The organism is Streptomyces sp. NPDC101152 (assembly GCF_044768275.1).
Lineage (GTDB): Bacteria > Actinomycetota > Actinomycetes > Streptomycetales > Streptomycetaceae > Streptomyces.
In genome coordinates this window covers 26054-44804 of record NZ_JBIWPO010000050.1, presented here as the reverse complement: position 1 = coordinate 44804, position 18751 = coordinate 26054, and the positions used below count along the sequence as shown (strand labels likewise).

The 18751-nt window shown below is 68.6% G+C and carries 17 protein-coding genes; 16 read left to right on the top strand and 1 reads right to left on the bottom strand.

Features of this window, described 5'->3' with window-relative positions:
• The first annotated feature begins 114 nt into the window (after positions 1-114).
• Positions 115-2460 (top strand): ATP-binding protein, encoded by a 2346-nt coding sequence (locus tag ACIRVK_RS37570; RefSeq protein WP_404255276.1) that lies wholly within the window; start codon positions 115-117, stop codon positions 2458-2460.
• A 92-nt stretch (positions 2461-2552) separates the two neighbouring features.
• Here ACIRVK_RS37570 and ACIRVK_RS37565 read toward each other — a convergent pair whose 3' ends face one another.
• The gene (locus ACIRVK_RS37565) at positions 2553-4046 is read right to left on the bottom strand and encodes a long-chain fatty acid--CoA ligase (protein ID WP_404255274.1); all 1494 of its coding nucleotides are present in this window, start codon (positions 4044-4046) and stop codon (positions 2553-2555) included.
• Between the two features lie 291 nt (positions 4047-4337).
• Here ACIRVK_RS37565 and ACIRVK_RS37560 point away from each other — a divergent pair, with 291 nt between their 5' ends.
• The 15 genes from ACIRVK_RS37560 to ltrA all read left to right on the top strand — a co-directional run bounded on the left by ACIRVK_RS37560 (position 4338) and on the right by ltrA (position 18628).
• A complete protein-coding gene (locus ACIRVK_RS37560) occupies positions 4338-5366 on the top strand; it encodes a PucR family transcriptional regulator (RefSeq protein WP_404255272.1) in 1029 nt (342 codons plus the stop codon).
• A gap of 49 nt (positions 5367-5415) precedes the next feature.
• Positions 5416-6321 carry a LysR family transcriptional regulator gene (locus tag ACIRVK_RS37555; RefSeq protein WP_404255270.1) on the top strand — a complete coding sequence of 302 codons (906 nt, stop codon included), beginning with the start codon at positions 5416-5418 and terminating at the stop codon, positions 6319-6321.
• Between the two features lie 162 nt (positions 6322-6483).
• Positions 6484-7635, top strand: coding sequence for an acyl-CoA dehydrogenase family protein (locus ACIRVK_RS37550; protein ID WP_404255268.1), 1152 nt, complete (start codon positions 6484-6486; stop codon positions 7633-7635).
• 213 nt (positions 7636-7848) lie between these two features.
• Positions 7849-8247 (top strand): hypothetical protein, encoded by a 399-nt coding sequence (locus ACIRVK_RS37545; protein WP_093629640.1) that lies wholly within the window; start codon positions 7849-7851, stop codon positions 8245-8247.
• 51 nt (positions 8248-8298) lie between these two features.
• Positions 8299-9315, top strand: a complete 1017-nt coding sequence (locus tag ACIRVK_RS37540) for a hypothetical protein (RefSeq protein ID WP_404255266.1) — start codon at positions 8299-8301, stop codon at positions 9313-9315.
• Complete coding sequence (locus ACIRVK_RS37535) at positions 9312-9599, top strand: MmoB/DmpM family protein (protein WP_404255264.1); 288 nt, start codon at positions 9312-9314, stop codon at positions 9597-9599. The genes ACIRVK_RS37540 and ACIRVK_RS37535 overlap by 4 nt, the downstream gene beginning before the upstream one ends.
• Position 9600: 1 nt before the next feature.
• Positions 9601-11145, top strand: a complete 1545-nt coding sequence (locus ACIRVK_RS37530) for a phenol 2-monooxygenase (RefSeq protein ID WP_404255262.1) — start codon at positions 9601-9603, stop codon at positions 11143-11145.
• Position 11146: 1 nt separating this feature from the next.
• Positions 11147-11467: a phenol hydroxylase subunit P4 gene (locus ACIRVK_RS37525; protein ID WP_404255260.1), complete on the top strand. Its 321-nt coding sequence runs from the start codon at positions 11147-11149 to the stop codon at positions 11465-11467.
• A 77-nt stretch (positions 11468-11544) separates the two neighbouring features.
• A complete protein-coding gene (locus tag ACIRVK_RS37520) occupies positions 11545-12597 on the top strand; it encodes an NADH:ubiquinone reductase (Na(+)-transporting) subunit F (RefSeq protein WP_404255258.1) in 1053 nt (350 codons plus the stop codon).
• 9 nt (positions 12598-12606) lie between these two features.
• Positions 12607-13710 (top strand): mandelate racemase/muconate lactonizing enzyme family protein, encoded by a 1104-nt coding sequence (locus ACIRVK_RS37515; protein ID WP_404255256.1) that lies wholly within the window; start codon positions 12607-12609, stop codon positions 13708-13710.
• A 30-nt stretch (positions 13711-13740) separates the two neighbouring features.
• Positions 13741-14610, top strand: coding sequence for a catechol 1,2-dioxygenase (gene catA, locus ACIRVK_RS37510; RefSeq protein WP_404255254.1), 870 nt, complete (start codon positions 13741-13743; stop codon positions 14608-14610).
• 18 nt (positions 14611-14628) lie between these two features.
• Positions 14629-14925: a muconolactone Delta-isomerase gene (catC, locus tag ACIRVK_RS37505; RefSeq protein WP_404255252.1), complete on the top strand. Its 297-nt coding sequence runs from the start codon at positions 14629-14631 to the stop codon at positions 14923-14925.
• Positions 14925-15680, top strand: a complete 756-nt coding sequence (locus ACIRVK_RS37500) for a CoA transferase subunit A (protein ID WP_404255250.1) — start codon at positions 14925-14927, stop codon at positions 15678-15680. Before catC ends, ACIRVK_RS37500 begins: the two co-directional genes overlap by 1 nt.
• Positions 15681-16325: a CoA transferase subunit B gene (locus ACIRVK_RS37495; protein ID WP_404255248.1), complete on the top strand. Its 645-nt coding sequence runs from the start codon at positions 15681-15683 to the stop codon at positions 16323-16325.
• 872 nt (positions 16326-17197) lie between these two features.
• The gene (gene ltrA, locus ACIRVK_RS37490; RefSeq protein WP_404255246.1) at positions 17198-18628 is read left to right on the top strand and encodes a group II intron reverse transcriptase/maturase; all 1431 of its coding nucleotides are present in this window, start codon (positions 17198-17200) and stop codon (positions 18626-18628) included.
• The last annotated feature ends 123 nt before the right edge of the window (positions 18629-18751 follow it).

The window sequence follows — 18751 nt, the reverse complement described above, 5'->3', positions numbered from 1 at the left end:
TGCGTGTCGCGGGTGGATGCTGCGAGCAGGCTTTTGCTTGCTGGAGGTGGTCGCGAGAATTGATCAGACCCGTGAGGGTGTGGTGTTCGGGTTGGACTCGCCTAGGATCTCTGCATGACTAGCGCCCAGGCCTCTCAACGAGGAGGGAACCGGGTCGGTCCGTCTCTGAATCGCTTGATCGCGCGAAGGAGCGATCTCGACGTCGCACAGCGGACACTGTCGGAATCCAGGCTGCTGACCTTCGTCGGGGCAGGTGGTGTGGGGAAGACGCGGCTGGCCCTGGAATTGGCCTATCGAGTTCGCAACGGCTTCCCCGACGGTGCGTGGCTGGTCCGACTGGCCGATCTGAGTATCGGTGCAGGGGTCGCGGAGGTGGAGTCCGCGGTGGTCAGCGCCTTGGACATCAACGATCAGTCCGCCACGCGACCGCGTGAGAAGCTGCTGTCCTTCTTGAGCAACCGCAAACTGCTGCTGGTTCTGGACAACTGCGAGCACGTGCTGGATTCCGTGCGGGCGGCGGTGCCGGTCATGCTGCGCGAGGCTCCGCAGCTGCGCGTGGTGGCCACGAGCCGGGAACCCCTCGGTGTCGAGGGGGAGGTGCTGCGGCCGGTGCTGCCACTGAGCGTGCCCGAACCGGCCACCCCGGCTGTGCAGCTGATCGCGGACGGGTCGGTGAGCCTGCTGGTGGAGCGGGCGCGTGCCGTCGATCCCGAGTTCGATGTCACCGAGGGCAACGCTGAAGCCGTGGTCGAGCTGTGCCGACTGCTGGAAGGCATACCGCTGGCTATCGAGCTGGCAGCAGCGAAGCTGCGAGCGCTGACCGTCGAGCAGGTGGTGGAACGGTTCGGCCGACGACTGGCGTCGTTGACCGCGCCGGATGCCGAGTCCCGGCCGCGGCACGGATCACTGCGGGCGATGGTGGACTGGAGCTACCAGCTCTGCCCGCAGACTGCGCAGATCCTCTGGCGCCGTTTGTCGGTGTTTCCCGCAACCTTCGATCTTGAGCTCGCTGAAGAGGTCTGTGCTTTTGGCCAACTGCACCCCGACGACGTCGTCGATTCCATCGAGCGTCTGGTCGGGCAGTCGATCCTCCTGGCCGAGCGAGACGTCGGCACCATGCGGTACCGCCTGCTCGCTCCCGTCCGTGAGATCGCGGCCGAACACGCCGAACAGGCCGGCGAAGCGGACGAGTTGCGGCGCAGGCATCGCGACGTGATGCTGCGCCGTGCCCAGGGGGTCCTCGACCAGTGGTGCGGTCCCCAGCAGGAGGCCCTGCTGGAGCAGATGCGCCTGGAGCACGCGGACCACGTCGCAGCGGTGCAGTGGAGCCTCTCCACTCCGGGGGAGGAACGAGCCGCTCTGCGCCTGATGGCACGGCTGCGCTATCACTGGCTGTCCGGAGGGTTCCTCGCCGACGGCCGGACGCGCATGGAGGCGGCGCTCGCCGCGGTCACCGCGCCGTCGCCGGAGCGGGCCGAGGGCGTGTGGGTGATGATCTGGATCGCGTTGATCCAGGGGGACCACCACAGTGCCGCACGGTGGCTCAGCACACTTGCAGACCTCGCCGAGGAACTGGACGACCCCGGCGTGAAGCTGCGTGTCACCCACTGGGGGGCGCTGTGGGCGCTCTTCACCGGAGATGCCGACACCGCGGTGCAGGGCTTGCGGACCGCCGTCGACGGACACCGCGACCGCGGTGATCGTGAGTTGGAACTCGCCGCCCGCTATATGCTCGCCACCGCCCTCGCCTGCGCCGGCCGGGCAGCCGAGGCTGTGGAGATCAGCCGCACCACGGTGGCGTTGTGCGAGACGTATGGAGACAGGTCCGGCCGCGCCTTCTCCCTCTGGGCTGCGGGCCTGGCCGAGTGGACGTTGGGCCACCTGGAGGAGGCGGAGCGATCGGCCCGGGCGGCACTGCGGGTCCAGCTCCCGTCCGAAGGGATCGGCGTCGCTCTGTGCACCGACCTGCTGGCCTGGGTGGCCTACGACCGTGGTGAGGTGGACCGCGCTGCCGCCCTGTGTGAGGCGGCACGGCGAGTGTGGCGTTCCCTCGGCACGTCGATCGCCGCATTCGGGCCGCAGGTCTCGGAGTTCGAGGAACGCCACTGCGCCCACCGGCCCGATCTGCCGAGTTCCGGGGGTGGCGAGCTCTCCGTTCCACTGTGGCGACTGCGGGACGTGATCGATCTGGCCCTGGGTGCCGTGGAGAGCAAGGCCGTGCCCCGGCGCGCCGATGCCACCGAGCCACTCACCAAGCGGGAGCTGGAGGTCGCCGCCCTGATCGAATCCGGCTTGTCCAACCGGGAGATCGCCCATCGGCTGGTGATCGCGAAGCGCACCGCCGACGGTCACGTCGAGCGGATCCTCGCCAAGCTCGGGTTCACCTCGCGGGCCCAGGTCGCCGCGTGGATGGCCCGCCGACGCGCACAGTTCGCCGGGCGTACGGGCGGGCTCGGATAGCGCCGACCGCGCCCGGTTCCAACCGCTGTCGCCAGGCAGACGTGAGGGCCTCCGAGCCGCCACGGCTGCTCGGAGGCCCTCAACCCTTGTCCTCAGACGCTGGATGCGGTGATCTCCCGCTTGAGGATCTTGCCGGTGGGCCCGGTCGGCAGGGAGTCGGTCAGCCACACGCGGCGCGGGTACTTGTACGCCGCCACCCGCTCCTTGACGAACTTCTGCAGTTCCTCCGGCGTGGCCTGCGCATCGGGGCGCAGGACGACCGCGGCGGCCACCTCCTCACCGAGCTTGTCGTCCGGCACGCCCACGACGGCGGCCAGGGCGACGGCGGGGTGCTCGTGCAGGACCTCTTCGATCTCGCGCGGATAGACGTTGTAGCCGCCCCGGATGATCAGGTCCTTCTTGCGGTCGACGATGTACAGGTCACCGTCCTCGTCCCGCCGGGCCATGTCACCGGTGTGAAACCAGCCGTCGGAGATGGCCGCCGTCGTCTCCTCGGGACGGTTCCAGTAGCCCTTCATCACGTTCGGGCCGCGCACGACCAGCTCGCCCACCTCGCCAGTGGCCACTTCCTGCCCGTCGGCGTCCAGCAGCCGTACCTCGACGTCGCGGACGGGCGTCCCCACCGAACCGGGCTTGCGCATGCGGTCGGGGCGGCAGAAGGAGACGGCGGGGCTCGTCTCGGACAGGCCGTAGGCCTCCAACACCATGCAGCCGAAGTGGCGCTCGAAGCCGTGCAGGATCTCCACCGGCAACGCGGCCCCGCCCGAGATGCAGGTACGCAGGGCGGACACATCCACGTTCGCGGCAGCCGGGTGCTGCAGCAGCGCCGCGTACATGGTGGGGACGCCCTCGAACACGGTGGCGCCCTCGCGAGCGAGGATGTCGAGCACGGTCTCCGCGTCGAACCGGGGGACGATCACGAGCAGAGCGCCACTCTTCACCGCGGCGTTGAGGGTGGCGGTCTGACCGAAGATGTGGAAGAGCGGCAGGCAGCCCACCACCACGTCGTCCGAGACCATCCTGGCCAGGTCGGTGACGATGATCTCGGTGTTGTGGCGCAGGTTCGCATGGGTCAGCGAGGCGCCCTTGGGGCGGCCGGTGGTGCCGGAGGTGTAGAGCAGGACCGCAATGTCGTCCCCGTCGACCGCGGCGACCTGTCGGTCGGGCTCGTGCCGCCCGAGACGCTCGGCGAAGTCGGTGGGCTCGAAGACCAGGTGCCGCACGCCGGCGGCGGCAGCGCCCTTGTCGCCCTCACCTGGCGCCTTGTGCCACTCGAAGAGCAGTACGGCACCGCAGTCGCCCAGGTGGTAGGCGACCTCCCGCTCCTTGAGCAGCGGGTTCAGCGGCAGGACTATGCCGCCGGCGCGCAGGATGCCGTAGTAGAGGATGACGAACTCGGGTGAGCTGGGCAGCATCAGGGCCACCCGGTCGCCGGGCCGGACCCCCTCGGCGCGCAGCAGTGCGGCGGCGCGGGCGCTCGCCTCGTCCAGCTCCGCGTAGCTGATGGTCGCCGTTCCCAGCCGCAGCGCGGGGCGCTCCGGCTGTCGGGCGGCCGTCGCCACCAGGAACTCCGCGAGATTGGGCATGCCTGTCTCCTCTTGCGACTACGTGCATCGCGCGTCCCAGCGATGCTTGGCGGCATGCTGCCGTCCGTAATGAGGAGCGTCTATGGCAGCACATACAGCATCGCTGTGGACTACTTGTTCCCAGAAACAAGGGAACCGCCATAAGCTGCGGAGATGGACCTCTCCGGTGTCGCTTCGGTGCTGCAGGAGCGCCTTCACGAAATCAGTGAGGCGTTGGTGGTGCGCATTCGTGCCGAGGTTGATTCCTACGCCGATGATTCGGTTGTTCCCAGGGAATCGTTGCGGCTTTCCGTGGAGCGCAATGCCCGGGTCGTCCTGGCGTATTTCGTCGAGGGCAGCGAGCCCGACTCCCGCCCGGCGCGCGAGACGGGGCGGATCCGCGCCGAGCAGGGCGTCCCGCTGGTGGACGCCCTGCGCGCCTACCGGATCGCGTTCGACTCGCTCTGGGCGCACATCCTCGACGAGGCCCGGCGTCACCCCGAGGTGGCTGAGGCCCAGCTCGCAGCCGGATCCTCGGAGATCTGGATGCTGTTCGGCCGGTACGCGGAGGTGCTCGCCACCGCATACCGGGAGACGTCCACCGAGTTGAGCCGGCAGCGCGAGGCGAGACGTTCAGCACTGCTCGAGGCAGTGTGCAGGGGCGACATCACGGACCCTGCCGGCCTCGACGACGCGGCGCGCCACCTCGGGCTGCCCAAGGACGGGCCGTATGCGGTGGTGGTGGCCGCGGGCTTCGGGGCGGGCGAGGAACCGTTGCCCGGGATCGAGGCGGCGTTGCGCGAGGCTCACGTGCCTTCGGCCTGGAGACTGCTGCTGGACCAGCAGATCGGTGTTCTGTCCCTCGCCGTGCCGGACGCCGAGACGCTGAGCCTCCGGACCCTGCGGCGGCGCCGCGCCCGGATGGGGATCAGCCCGCTGTTCGACTCCCTTGGCGACACCCCTCAGGCACTGCGCTTCGCACGGCTGGCGCTCGCCGGACTGGCCCGGGAGTCGGCGGGCGTGGCCCGCTTCGACGACCATCCGCTGGCCATGGTCGTCGCGGCGGCGCCCGAGGAGGCGACACGCCTGGTGCAGGTCATCCTGAAACCCGTGCTCGTTCTGCCCCCGCAGGACCGGACGCGCCTCCTGGAGACTCTCCGCCACTGGTTCGCCGCAGGTGGCCGGGCACAGGACACCGCCGAGCGGATGTTCGTGCATCCGAACACGGTCCGTTACCGGTTGCGCCGGATCGAGGAACTGACCAGTCGCTCCCTGTCCGACCCCCGCACCCTGGCCGATCTGGGGGCGGCGCTGGAGGCCCTGCGCGTCCTTCCCCGCTGATCAGGCGGTACGGGCCGGGAGCCGCGACCGGCCACCTTATGCTCCCCGCATGGAGCTACGGCACATCCGGTACTTCGTCGCCGTTGCCGAGGAGTGCCACTTCGGGCGCGCCGCGGAACGTCTGCACATCGCTCAGCCTCCGCTGTCGCAGCAGATCAAACAGCTGGAGACGGAACTCGGCGTACAACTTCTGACCCGGTCGACCCGCCGGGTCGAACTCACACCCGCCGGTGCCCGGTTCCTGGAGCGGGCACGCGGCATCCTCGCCGCGGTGGACGCCGCCGCGGACGAGGCAGGGCGCGTCGCCTCCGGCCTGGTCGGCAAAGTCGCCATCGGTTTCACCGGTTCGGCGACCTACGAGCTGCTGCCGACGGTGGCCCGCGCGCTGCGCGAGGAGTTTCCGGGGATCGAGCTGGAGCTCGAGGGGGAGATGCTGACACCACGCCAGGTGGAAGCGTTGCACGACCGGTCGCTGGACATCGCGTTCCTGCGCCCCCCGGTCCGCGATCCCGAGCTGAACGTCCTGGTGTTCCGTCGGGAACCGCTCATCGCCGTGCTGCCGGAGGGGCACGAACTCGCCGACCGGAAGAGCGTGCCGCTGGCCGAGCTGCAGACCGAACCGTTCATCTGTTACCCCTCCCAGCATCGATCGGTGGTGTACGACGCCGTCTTCGATGCCTGCCAGCGAGCGGGCTTCCATCCTTCGGCGGTGCAGGAGGTGGCCGAGACCTCGACTCTCGTTGCCTTTGTCGCCGGCGGGCTCGGCGTCGCGCTCGTGCCCGCCTCGGTGCGGCACCTGCACATCACGGGGGCCACATACCGGCCCCTGTCGGGCACGACCGAGGAGGTCGAGCTGGCCGTCGCGACCCGAGCGGGCGAGGACTCCGCACTGCTCGCCCGGGTGATGCCCCGCCTGCGATGGCTGCTGGGCGGCGGCCGACCTGCCGCCCGCTGACGGCTCGGACCTGCTCTGACGTGTCGTGGGTCTCTGTACTGCCACGACGGCCGACGGGTAATCTCGAAAAAGCAAGCGCTTAGTCAGGCGCTTGGTCCCCTCTGTGAGCTCGCCGGTCCGCTGGCCTCCGCTGGTCGCGAGCCTTGACGAAGGAGCATGTCCGTGCGCCGTACGGTATTCAACGAAGATCACGAGGCGTTCCGGGAGACCCTCCGCGCCTTCATCGAGGCCGAGGTCGTTCCGGTCCACGACGAATGGCTCGCCGCCGGCCAGGCGCCGCGCGAGTTCTACTACAAGCTCGCCGAGCTGGGCCTGTTCGGGATCACCGTGCCGGAGGAGTACGGCGGCGCGGGCGTGGACACCCACAAGTTCGAGGCCGTCCAGTACGAGGAGACGGCCCGCGCCGGTGTCTCCTTCGGCGGGTCCGGTGTCCACGTCAACCTCTGCCTGCCGTACATCAAGATGCTCGCCACCGAGGAGCAGAAGAAGCGCTACCTGCCCAAGTTCGTCTCCGGTGAGGAGATGTGGGCCATCGCGATGACCGAGCCGGGCACCGGCTCCGACCTCGCGGGCATGAAGACCACCGCCAAGCTCGACGGCACGCACTACATCCTCAACGGCGCCAAGACCTTCATCACCGGTGGCGTGCACGCCGACCGTGTGATCGTCTGCGCCCGCACCGCCGCCCCGACGGCCGAGGACCGCCGCCACGGCATCTCGCTCATCGTGGTGGACACCAAGTCCGAGGGCTACTCGGTCGGTCGCAAGCTCGACAAGCTCGGCATGAAGACCTCTGACACCGCCGAGCTGGCCTTCGTCGACGTCAAGGTGCCCGTCGAGAATCTCCTCGGCGAGGAGAACAAGGGCTTCCACTACCTCGGCCACAACCTCGCCTCTGAGCGCTGGGGCATCGCCTACGGCGCGTACGCGCAGGCCAAGGCCGCCATCCGATTCACCCAGCAGTACGCGCAGGAGCGGGTCGCCTTCGGCAAGCCGGTCGCCACGTTCCAGAACACCAAGTTCGAGCTGGCCGCCTGCAAGGCCGAGGTGGACGCGGCCGAAGCCGTGATCGACCGCGCCACGGAGGCCCTCGACGCCGGCGAGTTGACCCCCGCCGAGGCCGCCTCCGCCAAGCTGTTCTGCACCGAGGTCGCCCACCGCGTGATCGACCGCTGCCTCCAACTGCATGGCGGCTACGGCTACATGAACGAGTACCCGATCGCCCGCCTGTACGCCGACAACCGCGTCAACCGGATCGTCGGCGGCACCAGCGAGATCATGAAGACGATCATCGCCAAGGACATGGGTCTGTAGGCATCAGGCGCTTCAGTCCCTGCTCGATCTACTCGACGTCGAGTGGGTCGAGCAGGACGTCTTCTGAATGTGACGCCCCGGATATCAATCCATTAGTAATCGATATTTCACACGTCATTGCGGCGCTGTAACACTCAGAGCAACCGCAGGCCGCGGCAGTGGCGCACCGCCCGAGCGGCCCCGCAGACGTCGGCTCGGACCAAGGAGCGCCCGATGACGCCGTTCATGATTTCCGTGATGTCCCTGCTCGACGGCGCGCCGCCGCCCGTGCCGGAGACCGAACCGAGCCAGGCCGGCCCTGTGGCGGTCCTCACCGACACGCAGGTGGTCGTCCGGTCCCTCGCCGAGCAGCTGGTCTGTGAGGCGAACGCGGTCCTCCGGGACCACGGCCCCGCCTTCACCCTGGCGGACGAGACCGGTCCCGGGAGCCTGTCCTTCACCATCGGCTGCGGCGAAGCCGAAGCCCGGGTAGAGACCGCCGTGTCCGGCCGTACCGCCGTCGCCCGGCTCACCGCCCCCGGTCTCCCGGACGACGGACCACGCCGGCTCACCAGCGAGGACGAGCTTCAGGCACTCCTGCTCGGCCTGATCGCCGCCTCCGTACGCCGCTGAAACAGCGCGGCAACCGTCCCTGATGCCGATGAAGCCCGTCAGGAGAAGCTCGTGCAATACGAACTGCGCTACCGGGTCCTCGAACCGAGGCGCCAGACCTACCAGAACGTGATCAACCGCCTCGGCGACCAGCCGGCGAGCCGCTATCTCGAAGCGACACTCGACGTCGAGCCGAGGGAGAACTTCCACTACCGGCCCACCTGGGCGCAGGACCGCGAGCTGTACGACGAGCGGTTCTCCGCCCTGCGGCTGACGGATCCGTACAGCTACACCGATCCGCGCCAGTACTACTACACGCCGTACGTGACCCAACGGGCCGCGCTGCACGACGAGTTCGGCAAGACGCTGGGCTACCTGGAGGCGCGCGGCCTGCTCGCGAAGCTGCCCGAGGCGTGGCACACGGTCCTGACCTCGGTGGTCGTCCCGCTCAGGCACTACGAGTCCGGGGCCCAGCTGGTGAGCGTCTCCGGCGCCCGCTTCGCCTACGGCACCTCCCTGGAGCAGTGCTGCACCTTCGCCGCGTTCGACCGGATCGGCAACGCGCAGATGCTCTCCCGGGCCGGGATCGCCGCCGGCGGCGGCACCGCCGAGGCGCTCAAGGAGGCCAAGCGGCAATGGCTTGACGGCAAGCACCTCCAGCCACTGCGCCGCCTGACCGAGGAGATCATGGTCGTCGAGGACTGGGCGGAGGGCCTGCTGGCCGTCGACCTCGTCGACTCACTCGTCTACCCGCTGCTGTACCAGCACCTCGACGAGACCGCGCTGCTCGGCGGGGCCGGAGCGTACAGCCTGGTCGCACAGCACCTGGCCACGTGGTACGCCGACCAGCGCAAGTGGCTGGACGCGCTGCTCACCTGCTGGGCGAACGACCCGGAACACGGCGAGGACAACCGCGCCGCCCTGACCCGAATCGCCGCCACCTGGTCCGACCGGGCACACGACGCGGTCGCGGCTCTGACCGACGTGATCGACCAGGCGCTCCCGCAGACGGCGAGCACCACTGTGCTCGGCGACCTCGCCGAAGCCCACGCCACCGCATGGACCAAGACCACCGGAGGCGCCGCATGAGCACCGGAACACTGCGCCAGGTCGCCATCGACCTCCAGGAGTCCGAGGAGAACCGGGCCCTGATTGAGGCGATCAAGGACGACAACCCCGAACTGACTTTCCGTCACCTTCCCGGCCTCGTCCAGCTGCAGGCCGCGGGCCGGATCGTCATCAACCGCGAGACGGTCGAGAACCGCCTCGGGCGGGAGTGGGAGACCGGCGAGTTCCAGCTGGCCATCGTCTCCTACACCGGCAACTTCTCCGAGTGGGACGACGACCAGATCATCGTGAGTTGGGAGCACTGACATGAGCGTGCCCACGAAGAAAGCCGCCTCGAAGACGGCCGGCAAGCTGCCGCTCAAGGAACGCTACGCGCTGCTCACCCGCGACCTGGACTGGGAACCGGGATACGTCGACCGTGAGCAACTCTTTCCGCACACCCGCTACGAGGGCATCAAGATCCACGACTGGGACGGCTGGCAGGACCCCTTCCGGCTGACCGTGGACGCCTACTACAAGTACCAGGCCGAGAAGGACAAGCGGCTGTACGCCGTCCTGGACGGCTTCGCCCAGAGCCAGGGTCACCTGTCGCTGTCGGACGCCAGCTACCTGAACGCCATCAAGCTGTTCATCCAGGGCGTCACGCCCCTGGAGTACGCGGCACACCGACACTTCGCCTACCTGGCCCGCCACTTGGAGGGCCCGGCCCCCCGGTTCGCGGCGCTGTGCCAGAGCGTGGACGAACTGCGCCACTGCCAGACGCAGATCCACACCATCAGCAACTACAACAAGTACTACGGCGGCTTCCACAGCTGGTCGACGATGCACGACCGGGTCTGGTACCTGTCGGTGCCCAAGTCCCTCTTCGACGACGCTATGACCGCCGGGCCGTTCGAGTTCCTCATCTCCATCTCGTTCAGCTTCGAGTACCTGCTGACGAACCTCCTGTTCGTGCCCTTCATGAGCGGCGCCAGCTTCAACGGCGACATGCCCACCATGTCGTTCGGCTTCTCCGCCCAGTCCGACGAGAGCCGGCACATGACCCTGGGCCTGGAGGCCATCAAGTTCCTGCTGGAGCAGGACGAGGGCAACGTGCCAATCATCCAGGACTGGATCGACAAATGGTTCTGGCGGGCGTACCGGATGTCCGCGCTGGTCGCGGGGATGATGGACTACATGCTTCCCAAGCCGGTGATGAGCTGGCGCGAGGCATTCGAGCTGTACTTCGAGGAGCAGATGCTCGGCGGGCTCTTCCCCGACCTGGAGTACTACGGCATTCAGCCGCCCCGGCACGTGAGCGACGCGATCGCCGAAAAGGACCACCTCTCGCACCAGGTGTACAAGATCCTGCACAACTTCTCGTTCGCCGCCGCCTTCACCACCGAGACGCCCGACGAGGCCCACATGAAGTGGCTCGCCGAGCAGTACCCGAACTCCTTCGACCAGGTCTACCGGCCGGTCTGGGAGAAGCACCGCAAGATCGAGGCCGACGGCGGCCGGGTGTTCTTCCAGGGACTGCCTCAGCTGTGCCAGGTCTGCCAGGTACCGATGGCCTTCACCGAGCCGGGACATCCGGACCGGATCTCCTTCCGGCGCAGCACCTTCCGCGACGAGACCTTCCACACGTGCAGCGACGGCTGCCAGTGGATCTTCGAACGGGAGCCGGAGAAGTACGTCCAGGCCTGGCTCCCCGTCCACCAGATCTACCAGGGCAACTGTGGTGGCCCCACCATGCCCGACGTTCTCGCCTGGTACGGCATCCAGGAGGGCGACAACGGCGAGTACACGGGTTCCCCCGACCAGCTCGCCTGGGCCGCATGGCACAGCGACGGCGACGGCAAGGCGGTGTGAGATGACGGTCAAGGCGCTGTACGACTACGAGTTCCCGTCGGCCGACCGCGCCGAGGTGTTCGGCGACGACCAGCTGGTCTACGTGCACTGGCGGGGCAACCCGCTGTTCTGCTCGGCTGCCTGCTTCCGGGTGCCGAAGAACATGCCGTTCGCGGAGTTCGCCACCTCGATGGTGCACACCTGGGCCGCGTCCGACCCCGACTTCGATCCGGCATCGGTCACCGACTGGCGGCTGTTCGACGAACAGCTCTCCGGCGGACAGGGCAAGTCGCTGGCCGACCTCGGCATCGGACACAAGACGCTGCTCAGCTTCGAGGCCTGAGCGGCCACCCGACCACCCGCGAGTGCGGGCGCTGCCCGAGAAGTCCCGCACTCGCGGGTCCGGCAAGGGAGAACGCAGTGACCACTCACACCGTCCGCATCGAGCCGCTCGGCGCGGAGATCGAGTGCCGCGAGGACCAGACGGTACTGGACGCCGCCCTGCGCGAGGGCATCTGGCTGCCACACGCGTGCACCCACGGCACCTGCGGCACCTGCAAGGCACAGATCCTCGAGGGCGACGCCGACCTCGGTGACGCCTCCCCGTACGCGCTGTTGGAGAGCGAACGTGAAGAAGGCTGCGCACTGCTGTGCGTGGCCTGCCCCCGCGGCGATCTCGTCGTGGAGGGCGAGGTGGACGTCGTGGAGGGCGTGGACATCCACCCGGTGCGGGACCGGGCGGGCCAGGTGACCGTCGTCGAGGACATCGCCCCGGACGTCCGGCGGGTCGTCATCACGCTGGATGAGCCGCTGGCGTTCAACCCGGGACAGTACGTCCTGCTGGACGTGCCCGGCGGCGAGCAGCGCCCGTACTCCATCGCCAGCAGTCCCGCCGACGGCGGCCGTATCGAACTGCACATCAAGCGTTCGGAGGACGGGTTGTGCACCGACGGCTGGATCTTCAAGAGCCTGACGGCGGGGGAGCGGGTGACACTGTCCGGCCCCTACGGCCAGTTCTCCTTCCGGCCCCTGCGCGAGGAACCCGTCTTGCTGCTGGCCGGCGGCACTGGTCTCGCCCCGATGGTGTCGATGCTCCGGCACCTGGTCGAGACCGGCATCGAGCGCGAGGTGGTGCTCTACCGCGGCGTCGCCACCCAGGAGGACCTCTACGACGCGGAGTGGTTCGAGACGCTTCAGGCGGAGCACGACTGGTTCACCTACCGCCCCGCCCTCTCCCGCGACAGCTGGCAGGGCCGCAGCGGGCGAGTCCCCGCCCTGCTGGCCGAGGACTATCCCCGCGCCTCCGGCCACGTGGCCTACGTATGCGGCAGCCCCGCCATGGTTGCCGACACGCTGAAGGCCCTGATGAAAGCGCGCCTCTTCCCACGTGACATCTACCGGGAGGACTTCTTCGACGCGGCAGACCGCGCTGCTGGCACTCACGTCGTGCGCAGTCCGCTCATCCGCCGATAAGGACCAGACGTGAAGATCACCAGGATCGAGACGATCCCGTTCGCCATCCCCTACCGCAAGGCGCTGCGCTTCGCGAGCGGAGAGGTGGGCACGGCCGAGCACGTACTCGTCCGCGTCCACACCGAGGACGGGATCACCGGCACGGCGGAGGCGCCACCCCGCCCCTTCACCTACGGCGAGACCCAGGCGTCGATCATCGCCGTGATCGACACCGTCTTCGCCCCGCACATCCTGGGCGAGTCCGCGCTGCGCCGCGAGGCGATCTGGTCTCGGCTGGCCAGGACGGTCGGCAACCCCACCGCCAAGGCCGCCCTCGACATGGCGCTGTGGGACGTCATAGGCCAGTCGCTGGGCGCGTCGGTGACCGAGCTCCTCGGCGGGTTCACCGACCGGATGCGGGTCGCCCACATGGTCGGCTTCGCCCCGGCGGCCGAAATGGTGGCCGAGGCTGAGAAGCTGCGCGCCGAGTACGGCATCACCGCCTTCAAGGTGAAAGTAGGGCGCCGCCCCTACCGGGACGACGTCGAGGCCACCCGCGCCCTGCGGGAAGCCCTCGGCAAGGACGTGGAGCTCTACATCGACGGCAACCGGGGCTGGACCGCGGCCGAATCGGCCCGCGCCCTGCGCGAGCTGGAGGACGTGGGCCTCACCTTCGCCGAGGAGCTGTGCCCGGCCGACGACGTCCTCGGCCGGCGCTGGCTCGCCGAGCACAGCAGCATCCCGCTGTACGCCGACGAGAGCGCCACCCGGCCTGCCGAGGTCACCCGCGAACTCCTCGCCGGGGCGGCGCACGGGGTGAGCGTGAAGACGGCACGCACGGGCTTCACCCAGTCCCAGCGCATCGTCCACCAGTGCGAGGGCCTGGGCGTCGACGTGGTGATGGGCAACCAGATCGACGGCCAGATCGGCTCCCTGTGCAGCGCCGCGTTCGGAGCCGCCTTCCCGACCACCGCGCGGCGCCCCGCGGAACTGTCCAACTTCCTCGACATGACCGACGACCTGCTCGCCGAGCCGCTGCGGATCGAGAACGGCACGGTCCGCGTACGCGCGGCCGCCGGCCTCGGCATCGAGATCGACGACCACAAGCTGAAGCGCTACCGCCAGGACACCTGACCCTTCCACCAGCTCGAAGGAGAGCCGGACATGACCGACGTCACCACACACCAGAGCACGGAACAGAAGGCCACCGCCGCTGCCTCCGGAGCCTCGGCGACCGAGCTTTTCCAGGCCAAAGAGCGCAGCGAGGCCGCCAGCAGCAAGGAGCGGGTCAGCACGCTCGCCTCGGAGGTCCTGGCCGCGGTACACGACGTGATCCGCCGTCACAAGGTCACCTACGCCGAGTATGACGCCCTCAAGGCCTGGCTGATCCAGGTCGGCCTCGATGGCGAGTGGCCGCTCTTCCTCGACGTGTGGGTGGAGCACGTGGTCGAGGAGGTCAACAACGAGGCTCGCCCCGGCAGCAAGGGCACCATCGAAGGGCCGTACTACGTGCCGGGCGCCCCGGCCCTGTCCGCGGACGCCACCCTGCCCATGCGTGAGGGCGAGAGCGGTACCCCCCTCGTCTTCCAGGGCCAGGTGCGCAGCGCCGACGGCACCCCGCTGCCCGGCGCCCTGGTCGACACCTGGCAGGCCGACGCCGATGGCCTGTACGCGCAGTTCGCGCCGGGCCTACCGGAATGGAACCTGCGCGGACGGGTCACCGCCGACGAGAAGGGCTCGTTCAGTATCCGCACCGTCCAGCCGGCCCCCTACCAGATCCCGACGGACGGCTCCTGCGGCAGACTGATCGCCGCCGCCGGCTGGCACGCGTGGCGCCCCGCCCACCTCCACCTGAAGGTCAGGGCACCCGGCCACCGGACGCTCACCACCCAGCTGTACTTCCGCGGCGGCGAGCACGTCACCGATGACATCGCCTCCGCCGTCAAGCCCGAGCTGGTCCTCGACCCGGCCCCGGCGGGGGACGGCAACGGGCACGAGGTCCACTATGACCTCGAGTTGGCGCCGGAACAGTGAAGGACCGGAGGAAACGCGATGCTGTTCGCGGTGCGCATGGACGTGGAGATTCCGTGGGACCTCGACCCCGAGGTACGCGCAGACCTGGTGGCCCGGGAGAAGGCCTACTGCCAGGAACTGCAGAAGTCCGGTGAGTGGGTGCACATCTGGCGGTGCGTCGGCCAGTACGCCAACATCAGCGTCTTCGACGTCGCCGACAACGAGGCGCTGCACCGGATCCTGTGGAACCTGCCGCTCTTCCCCTACATGAGCGTCGAGGTCACGCCCCTGGCCCAGCACCCGTCCGACCTCGCGGCCGGCGAGGAAGCGGCCTGATGGACAAGACGGTGGCCACTGCCCACGAGGCGGTGGCCGACATACCGGAGGGTGCCTCGCTGGCGGTGGGCGGGTTCGGGCTCAGCGGTGTGCCGAACGTGCTCATCCAGGCGTTGTACGAGAGCGGGGTCAGCGGGCTGAGTGTGGTGTCGAACAACTGCGGCGCCCTGGAATCCGGTCTCGCGGTCCTGCTGGCCGCGGGCCGGATCGCCCGGGTGACCGGCTCCTACATCGGCGCCAACAAGGAGTTCGCCCGCCAGTACCTTGCTGGGGAACTGGAGGTGGAACTGATCTCCCAGGGCACGCTGGCCGAGCGGCTGCGTGCCGGGGGCGCCGGGATCCCCGCCTTCTACACCCCGGCCGGGGTGGGCACGCAGGTCGCCGAGGGTGGGCTGCCTTGGCGCTACGACGGTTCCGGCGGCGTCGCGCTGGCCTCGCCGCCGAAGGAGGTGCGGGAGTTCGACGGCGTGGAGTACGTCCTGGAGCGCGGCATCCGCACCGACTACGCCCTGGTGCGCGCGGCCCGCGGAGACGGGCACGGAAACCTGGTGTTCAACAAGTCCTCCCGCAACTTCAACCCGCTGGCGGCGATGGCCGGGCGCATCACCATCGCCGAGGTGGAGGAACTGGTCGAACCCGGCGAGATCGACCCCGATGCAGTGCATCTGCCGGGCATCTTCGTGCAGCGCATGGTCGCGCTCACCCCTCAGCAGGCGGCGGACAAGAAGATCGAGCAGCGGACGGTGAGCCCCTAGATGGCCTGGACTCGCGAACAGATGGCCGCGCGTGCCGCCCGCGAGCTGAAGGACGGCCAGTACGTCAACCTCGGCATCGGACTGACCACACTGATCCCCAACTACCTGCCCGATGACGTGGAGGTGGTGCTGGAGTCGGAGAACGGCATCCTGGGCACCGGCCCCTACCCCACCGAGGACCAGGTCGACCCGGACCTGATCAACGCCGGCAAGGAGACGGTCACCGTCCTGCCCGGCGCCTCCTTCTTCGACTCGGCGCTCTCCTTCGCCATGATCCGCGGCGGGCAGATCGACGTCGCCGTGCTGGGCGCGATGCAGGTCTCCGAGCACGGTGACCTCGCCAACTGGGCCGTTCCGGGAAAGCTGGTGACCGGGATCGGCGGTGCGATGGACCTGGTCCACGGCGCCCGCCAAGTGATCGTGGTGATGACCCACACCGCCAAGGACGGCAGCCCGAAGATCCTCACCGAGTGCGCCCTGCCGCTCACCGGCAGGGCGTGCGTGAACCGGATCATCACCGACCTCGGCGTCCTCGACGTCACCGACGACGGACTGGTCCTCGTCGAAACCGCGCCGCGCATCTCCGTCGAGGAGGTCACCGCCCGGACCGATGCCAAGCTGATCGTCCCGGAGGGCCTCGCCTAATGGGAGCTGCCGGGTCGGAGAGACTCGGTGCCGTAGCCGCCAGCAGGTGAGCACTTCCCTCGCCGGAAGCAGTCGAGTTCTGGTGTCAGACCGTGCCCCTGCTGGTCGGCCGGGAGGCCAGACCGCTGATGGGGTGGCGTGCCCGCCGGGCAGTGGGGCGTGAGCACTGGATCCATTAGGCCGCGCGCCGCCTTCCGCGGGCTGCAGGAAGCGAAGTGCCGTACGAGGAGGGGAAGTTGCTGCTGATCGGCGATGATTGGGCCGAAGACCATGTGCGCCACGAGGCGCTTGAAGTCGAGCGGAGGTGAGAGACCTTCGACTCCTGGCCGTCGCAGCGGCCGGGTGAAGCTGAGGGCAGCCTGATCCGGGAGACGCCGGGGAGGGTGGGAGCAGCCCTGACAACGCCGGGACGTGCCAGCACTGCCAGATGGTGCGGGTCCGGTCAGCGAGACGGGAAGGTGTACGAGAGGAACCGGTGTCTGACGCCCCTTAACGGCCCACCAGCTCAAATCTGGCGGATATGGGCTGGTCGCGGTGCGTACCTGCTTCTTGTGTGAGAGCGGGTAACTCCTGGTCGCCATGTGATCAACGGCCAGGAGGCCACGATGAATGTCTGCGGCGTAGTCGTGGCGATGCCGCAGGGGTAGAGCTGGGCGCCTCACCCGTCGATCGACTTTCAAGTGAACGTGGGAACCGTCCGGTGTCGTCCTCGCCCCGCGCAGCCAGCGCGGCGGAAGGACAGGCACGTCGTCTGCTGACGGCGCCGGGCGGGACGGAGGCTCCGTAGTAGTCCGAGGCCGGGAAAGCCGGCCGCATGGCGAAGGGGGCCAGCAAGTCAGTGGTGGAAGTGCTGGAAGACCAGGAGACCGCTGGTGAATACGAGTGATCTGCTGCTCGGCCCGTTCCGGGCTGAGCGACGGGTACTGGAGATCCAGACCAAGCTGCACCGTTGGGCGAACGACGATCCTCATCGTCGGTTCGACGATCTGTACAACCTCGTCTGTGATCCCGCGTTCCTGGCCATGGCCTGGGAGCGGGTTGCGGGGAACAAGGGCGCACGCTCGGCCGGAGTCGATGGGATGACCGCCGCCTTCGTCCGGGAACGGATCGGCGAGGTTCAGTTCCTCGCCGAGCTGCGGGAGCAGTTGAAGTCCCGCAGTTTCCGTCCGGTGCCGGTCAAGGAACGGGTGATCCCCAAGCCGGGGTCGCGCAAGCGGCGGCGTCTTGGGATTCCTTCTGTGGCCGATCGGGTGGTCCAGGCGGCCTTGAAGCTGGTGCTGGAGCCGATTTTCGAGGCGGACTTTGCGCCGTGTTCGTACGGCTTCCGCCCCAACCGGCGGGCCCACGACGCGATGGCCGAGACACGCTTCCTGGCATCCAAGACCTACGAATGGGTGCTGGAGGGCGACATCACGGCCTGCTTCGACGAGATCTCGCACTCGGCCCTGATGGACCGGGTGCGGGCTCGGATCGGGGACAAACGCGTGCTCGCGCTGGTAAAAGCGTTCTTGAAGGCGGGCATCCTCACCGAGGTGGGCACCTCCAAGGAGACCGTCACCGGCACCCCGCAAGGCGGGATCCTTTCGCCCTTGCTGAGCAATGTGGCCCTCTCGGTCCTGGACGAGCACTTCGTCAAGGCTCCTGGAGGGGCGCAGTCCACGACGAAGCAACGGTGGACTCGACGCCAGAAGGGCCTGCCCAACTACCGGTTGATCCGGTACGCGGACGACTTCGTCATTCTGGTGTCGGGCACCCGAGCCCACACCGAGGCACTGCTTCCAGAAGTGGCGGAGGTCCTCTCCACCGTCGGCCTGCGGCTGTCGGAGGAGAAGACACTGATCACGCACATCGACGAGGGCCTCGACTTCCTCGGTTGGCGCATCCAGCGGCACCAGAAGCGGGGAACCGACCGGCAGTACGTCTACAACTACCCGGCCAAGAAGGCACTTCGGTCCATCAAGGCCAAGACGAAGGCGCTCTGCCGGATGAATGTCAGCCTGCCGCTGGCAGTCCTGCTGCACAAGCTCAACCAGGTGCTGCGGGGCTGGACCGCCTACTTCCGCCCCGGGGTGTCGGCCCGGGCCTTCCAATACCTGCGCATGATCGTCTGGCGCCAGGTCTTCGGATGGCTCCGGCGCAAGCACCTCGGCACCGGGTGGAAGGAGCTCCGTCGCCGCTACTGCGACGGCGGATGGTGGCCGCACGACGGAGACGTCGTCCTGTTCAACCCGGGCTCGGTAGTCACGACGCGATACCGGCCTCGGGGGACGACTATCCCGCCGCCATGGCCCAGCACGATCTGAGGAAAGCACCTGCTCAACGGGGCTTGTGGAGAGCCGGATGCGGGGCCAACTCGCACGTCCGGTTCGGGAGGGCGGCGTGGAGAAACGGGCTGGGAGGAATCCCAGTACCGCGCTCCGCGCCGA

Coding starts and splice junctions, on each gene's coding strand:
- ACIRVK_RS37555 (WP_404255270.1), top strand. CDS start 5,416: ATGGAGCTACGGCACATCCGGTACTTCGTCGCCGTTGCCGAGGAGTGC.
- catA (WP_404255254.1), top strand. CDS start 13,741: ATGACCGACGTCACCACACACCAGAGCACGGAACAGAAGGCCACCGCC.
- ACIRVK_RS37565 (WP_404255274.1), bottom strand. CDS start 4,046: ATGCCCAATCTCGCGGAGTTCCTGGTGGCGACGGCCGCCCGACAGCCG.
- ACIRVK_RS37545 (WP_093629640.1), top strand. CDS start 7,849: ATGACGCCGTTCATGATTTCCGTGATGTCCCTGCTCGACGGCGCGCCG.
- ACIRVK_RS37570 (WP_404255276.1), top strand. CDS start 115: ATGACTAGCGCCCAGGCCTCTCAACGAGGAGGGAACCGGGTCGGTCCG.
- ACIRVK_RS37500 (WP_404255250.1), top strand. CDS start 14,925: ATGGACAAGACGGTGGCCACTGCCCACGAGGCGGTGGCCGACATACCG.
- ACIRVK_RS37495 (WP_404255248.1), top strand. CDS start 15,681: ATGGCCTGGACTCGCGAACAGATGGCCGCGCGTGCCGCCCGCGAGCTG.
- catC (WP_404255252.1), top strand. CDS start 14,629: ATGCTGTTCGCGGTGCGCATGGACGTGGAGATTCCGTGGGACCTCGAC.
- ACIRVK_RS37525 (WP_404255260.1), top strand. CDS start 11,147: ATGACGGTCAAGGCGCTGTACGACTACGAGTTCCCGTCGGCCGACCGC.
- ACIRVK_RS37530 (WP_404255262.1), top strand. CDS start 9,601: ATGAGCGTGCCCACGAAGAAAGCCGCCTCGAAGACGGCCGGCAAGCTG.
- ACIRVK_RS37535 (WP_404255264.1), top strand. CDS start 9,312: ATGAGCACCGGAACACTGCGCCAGGTCGCCATCGACCTCCAGGAGTCC.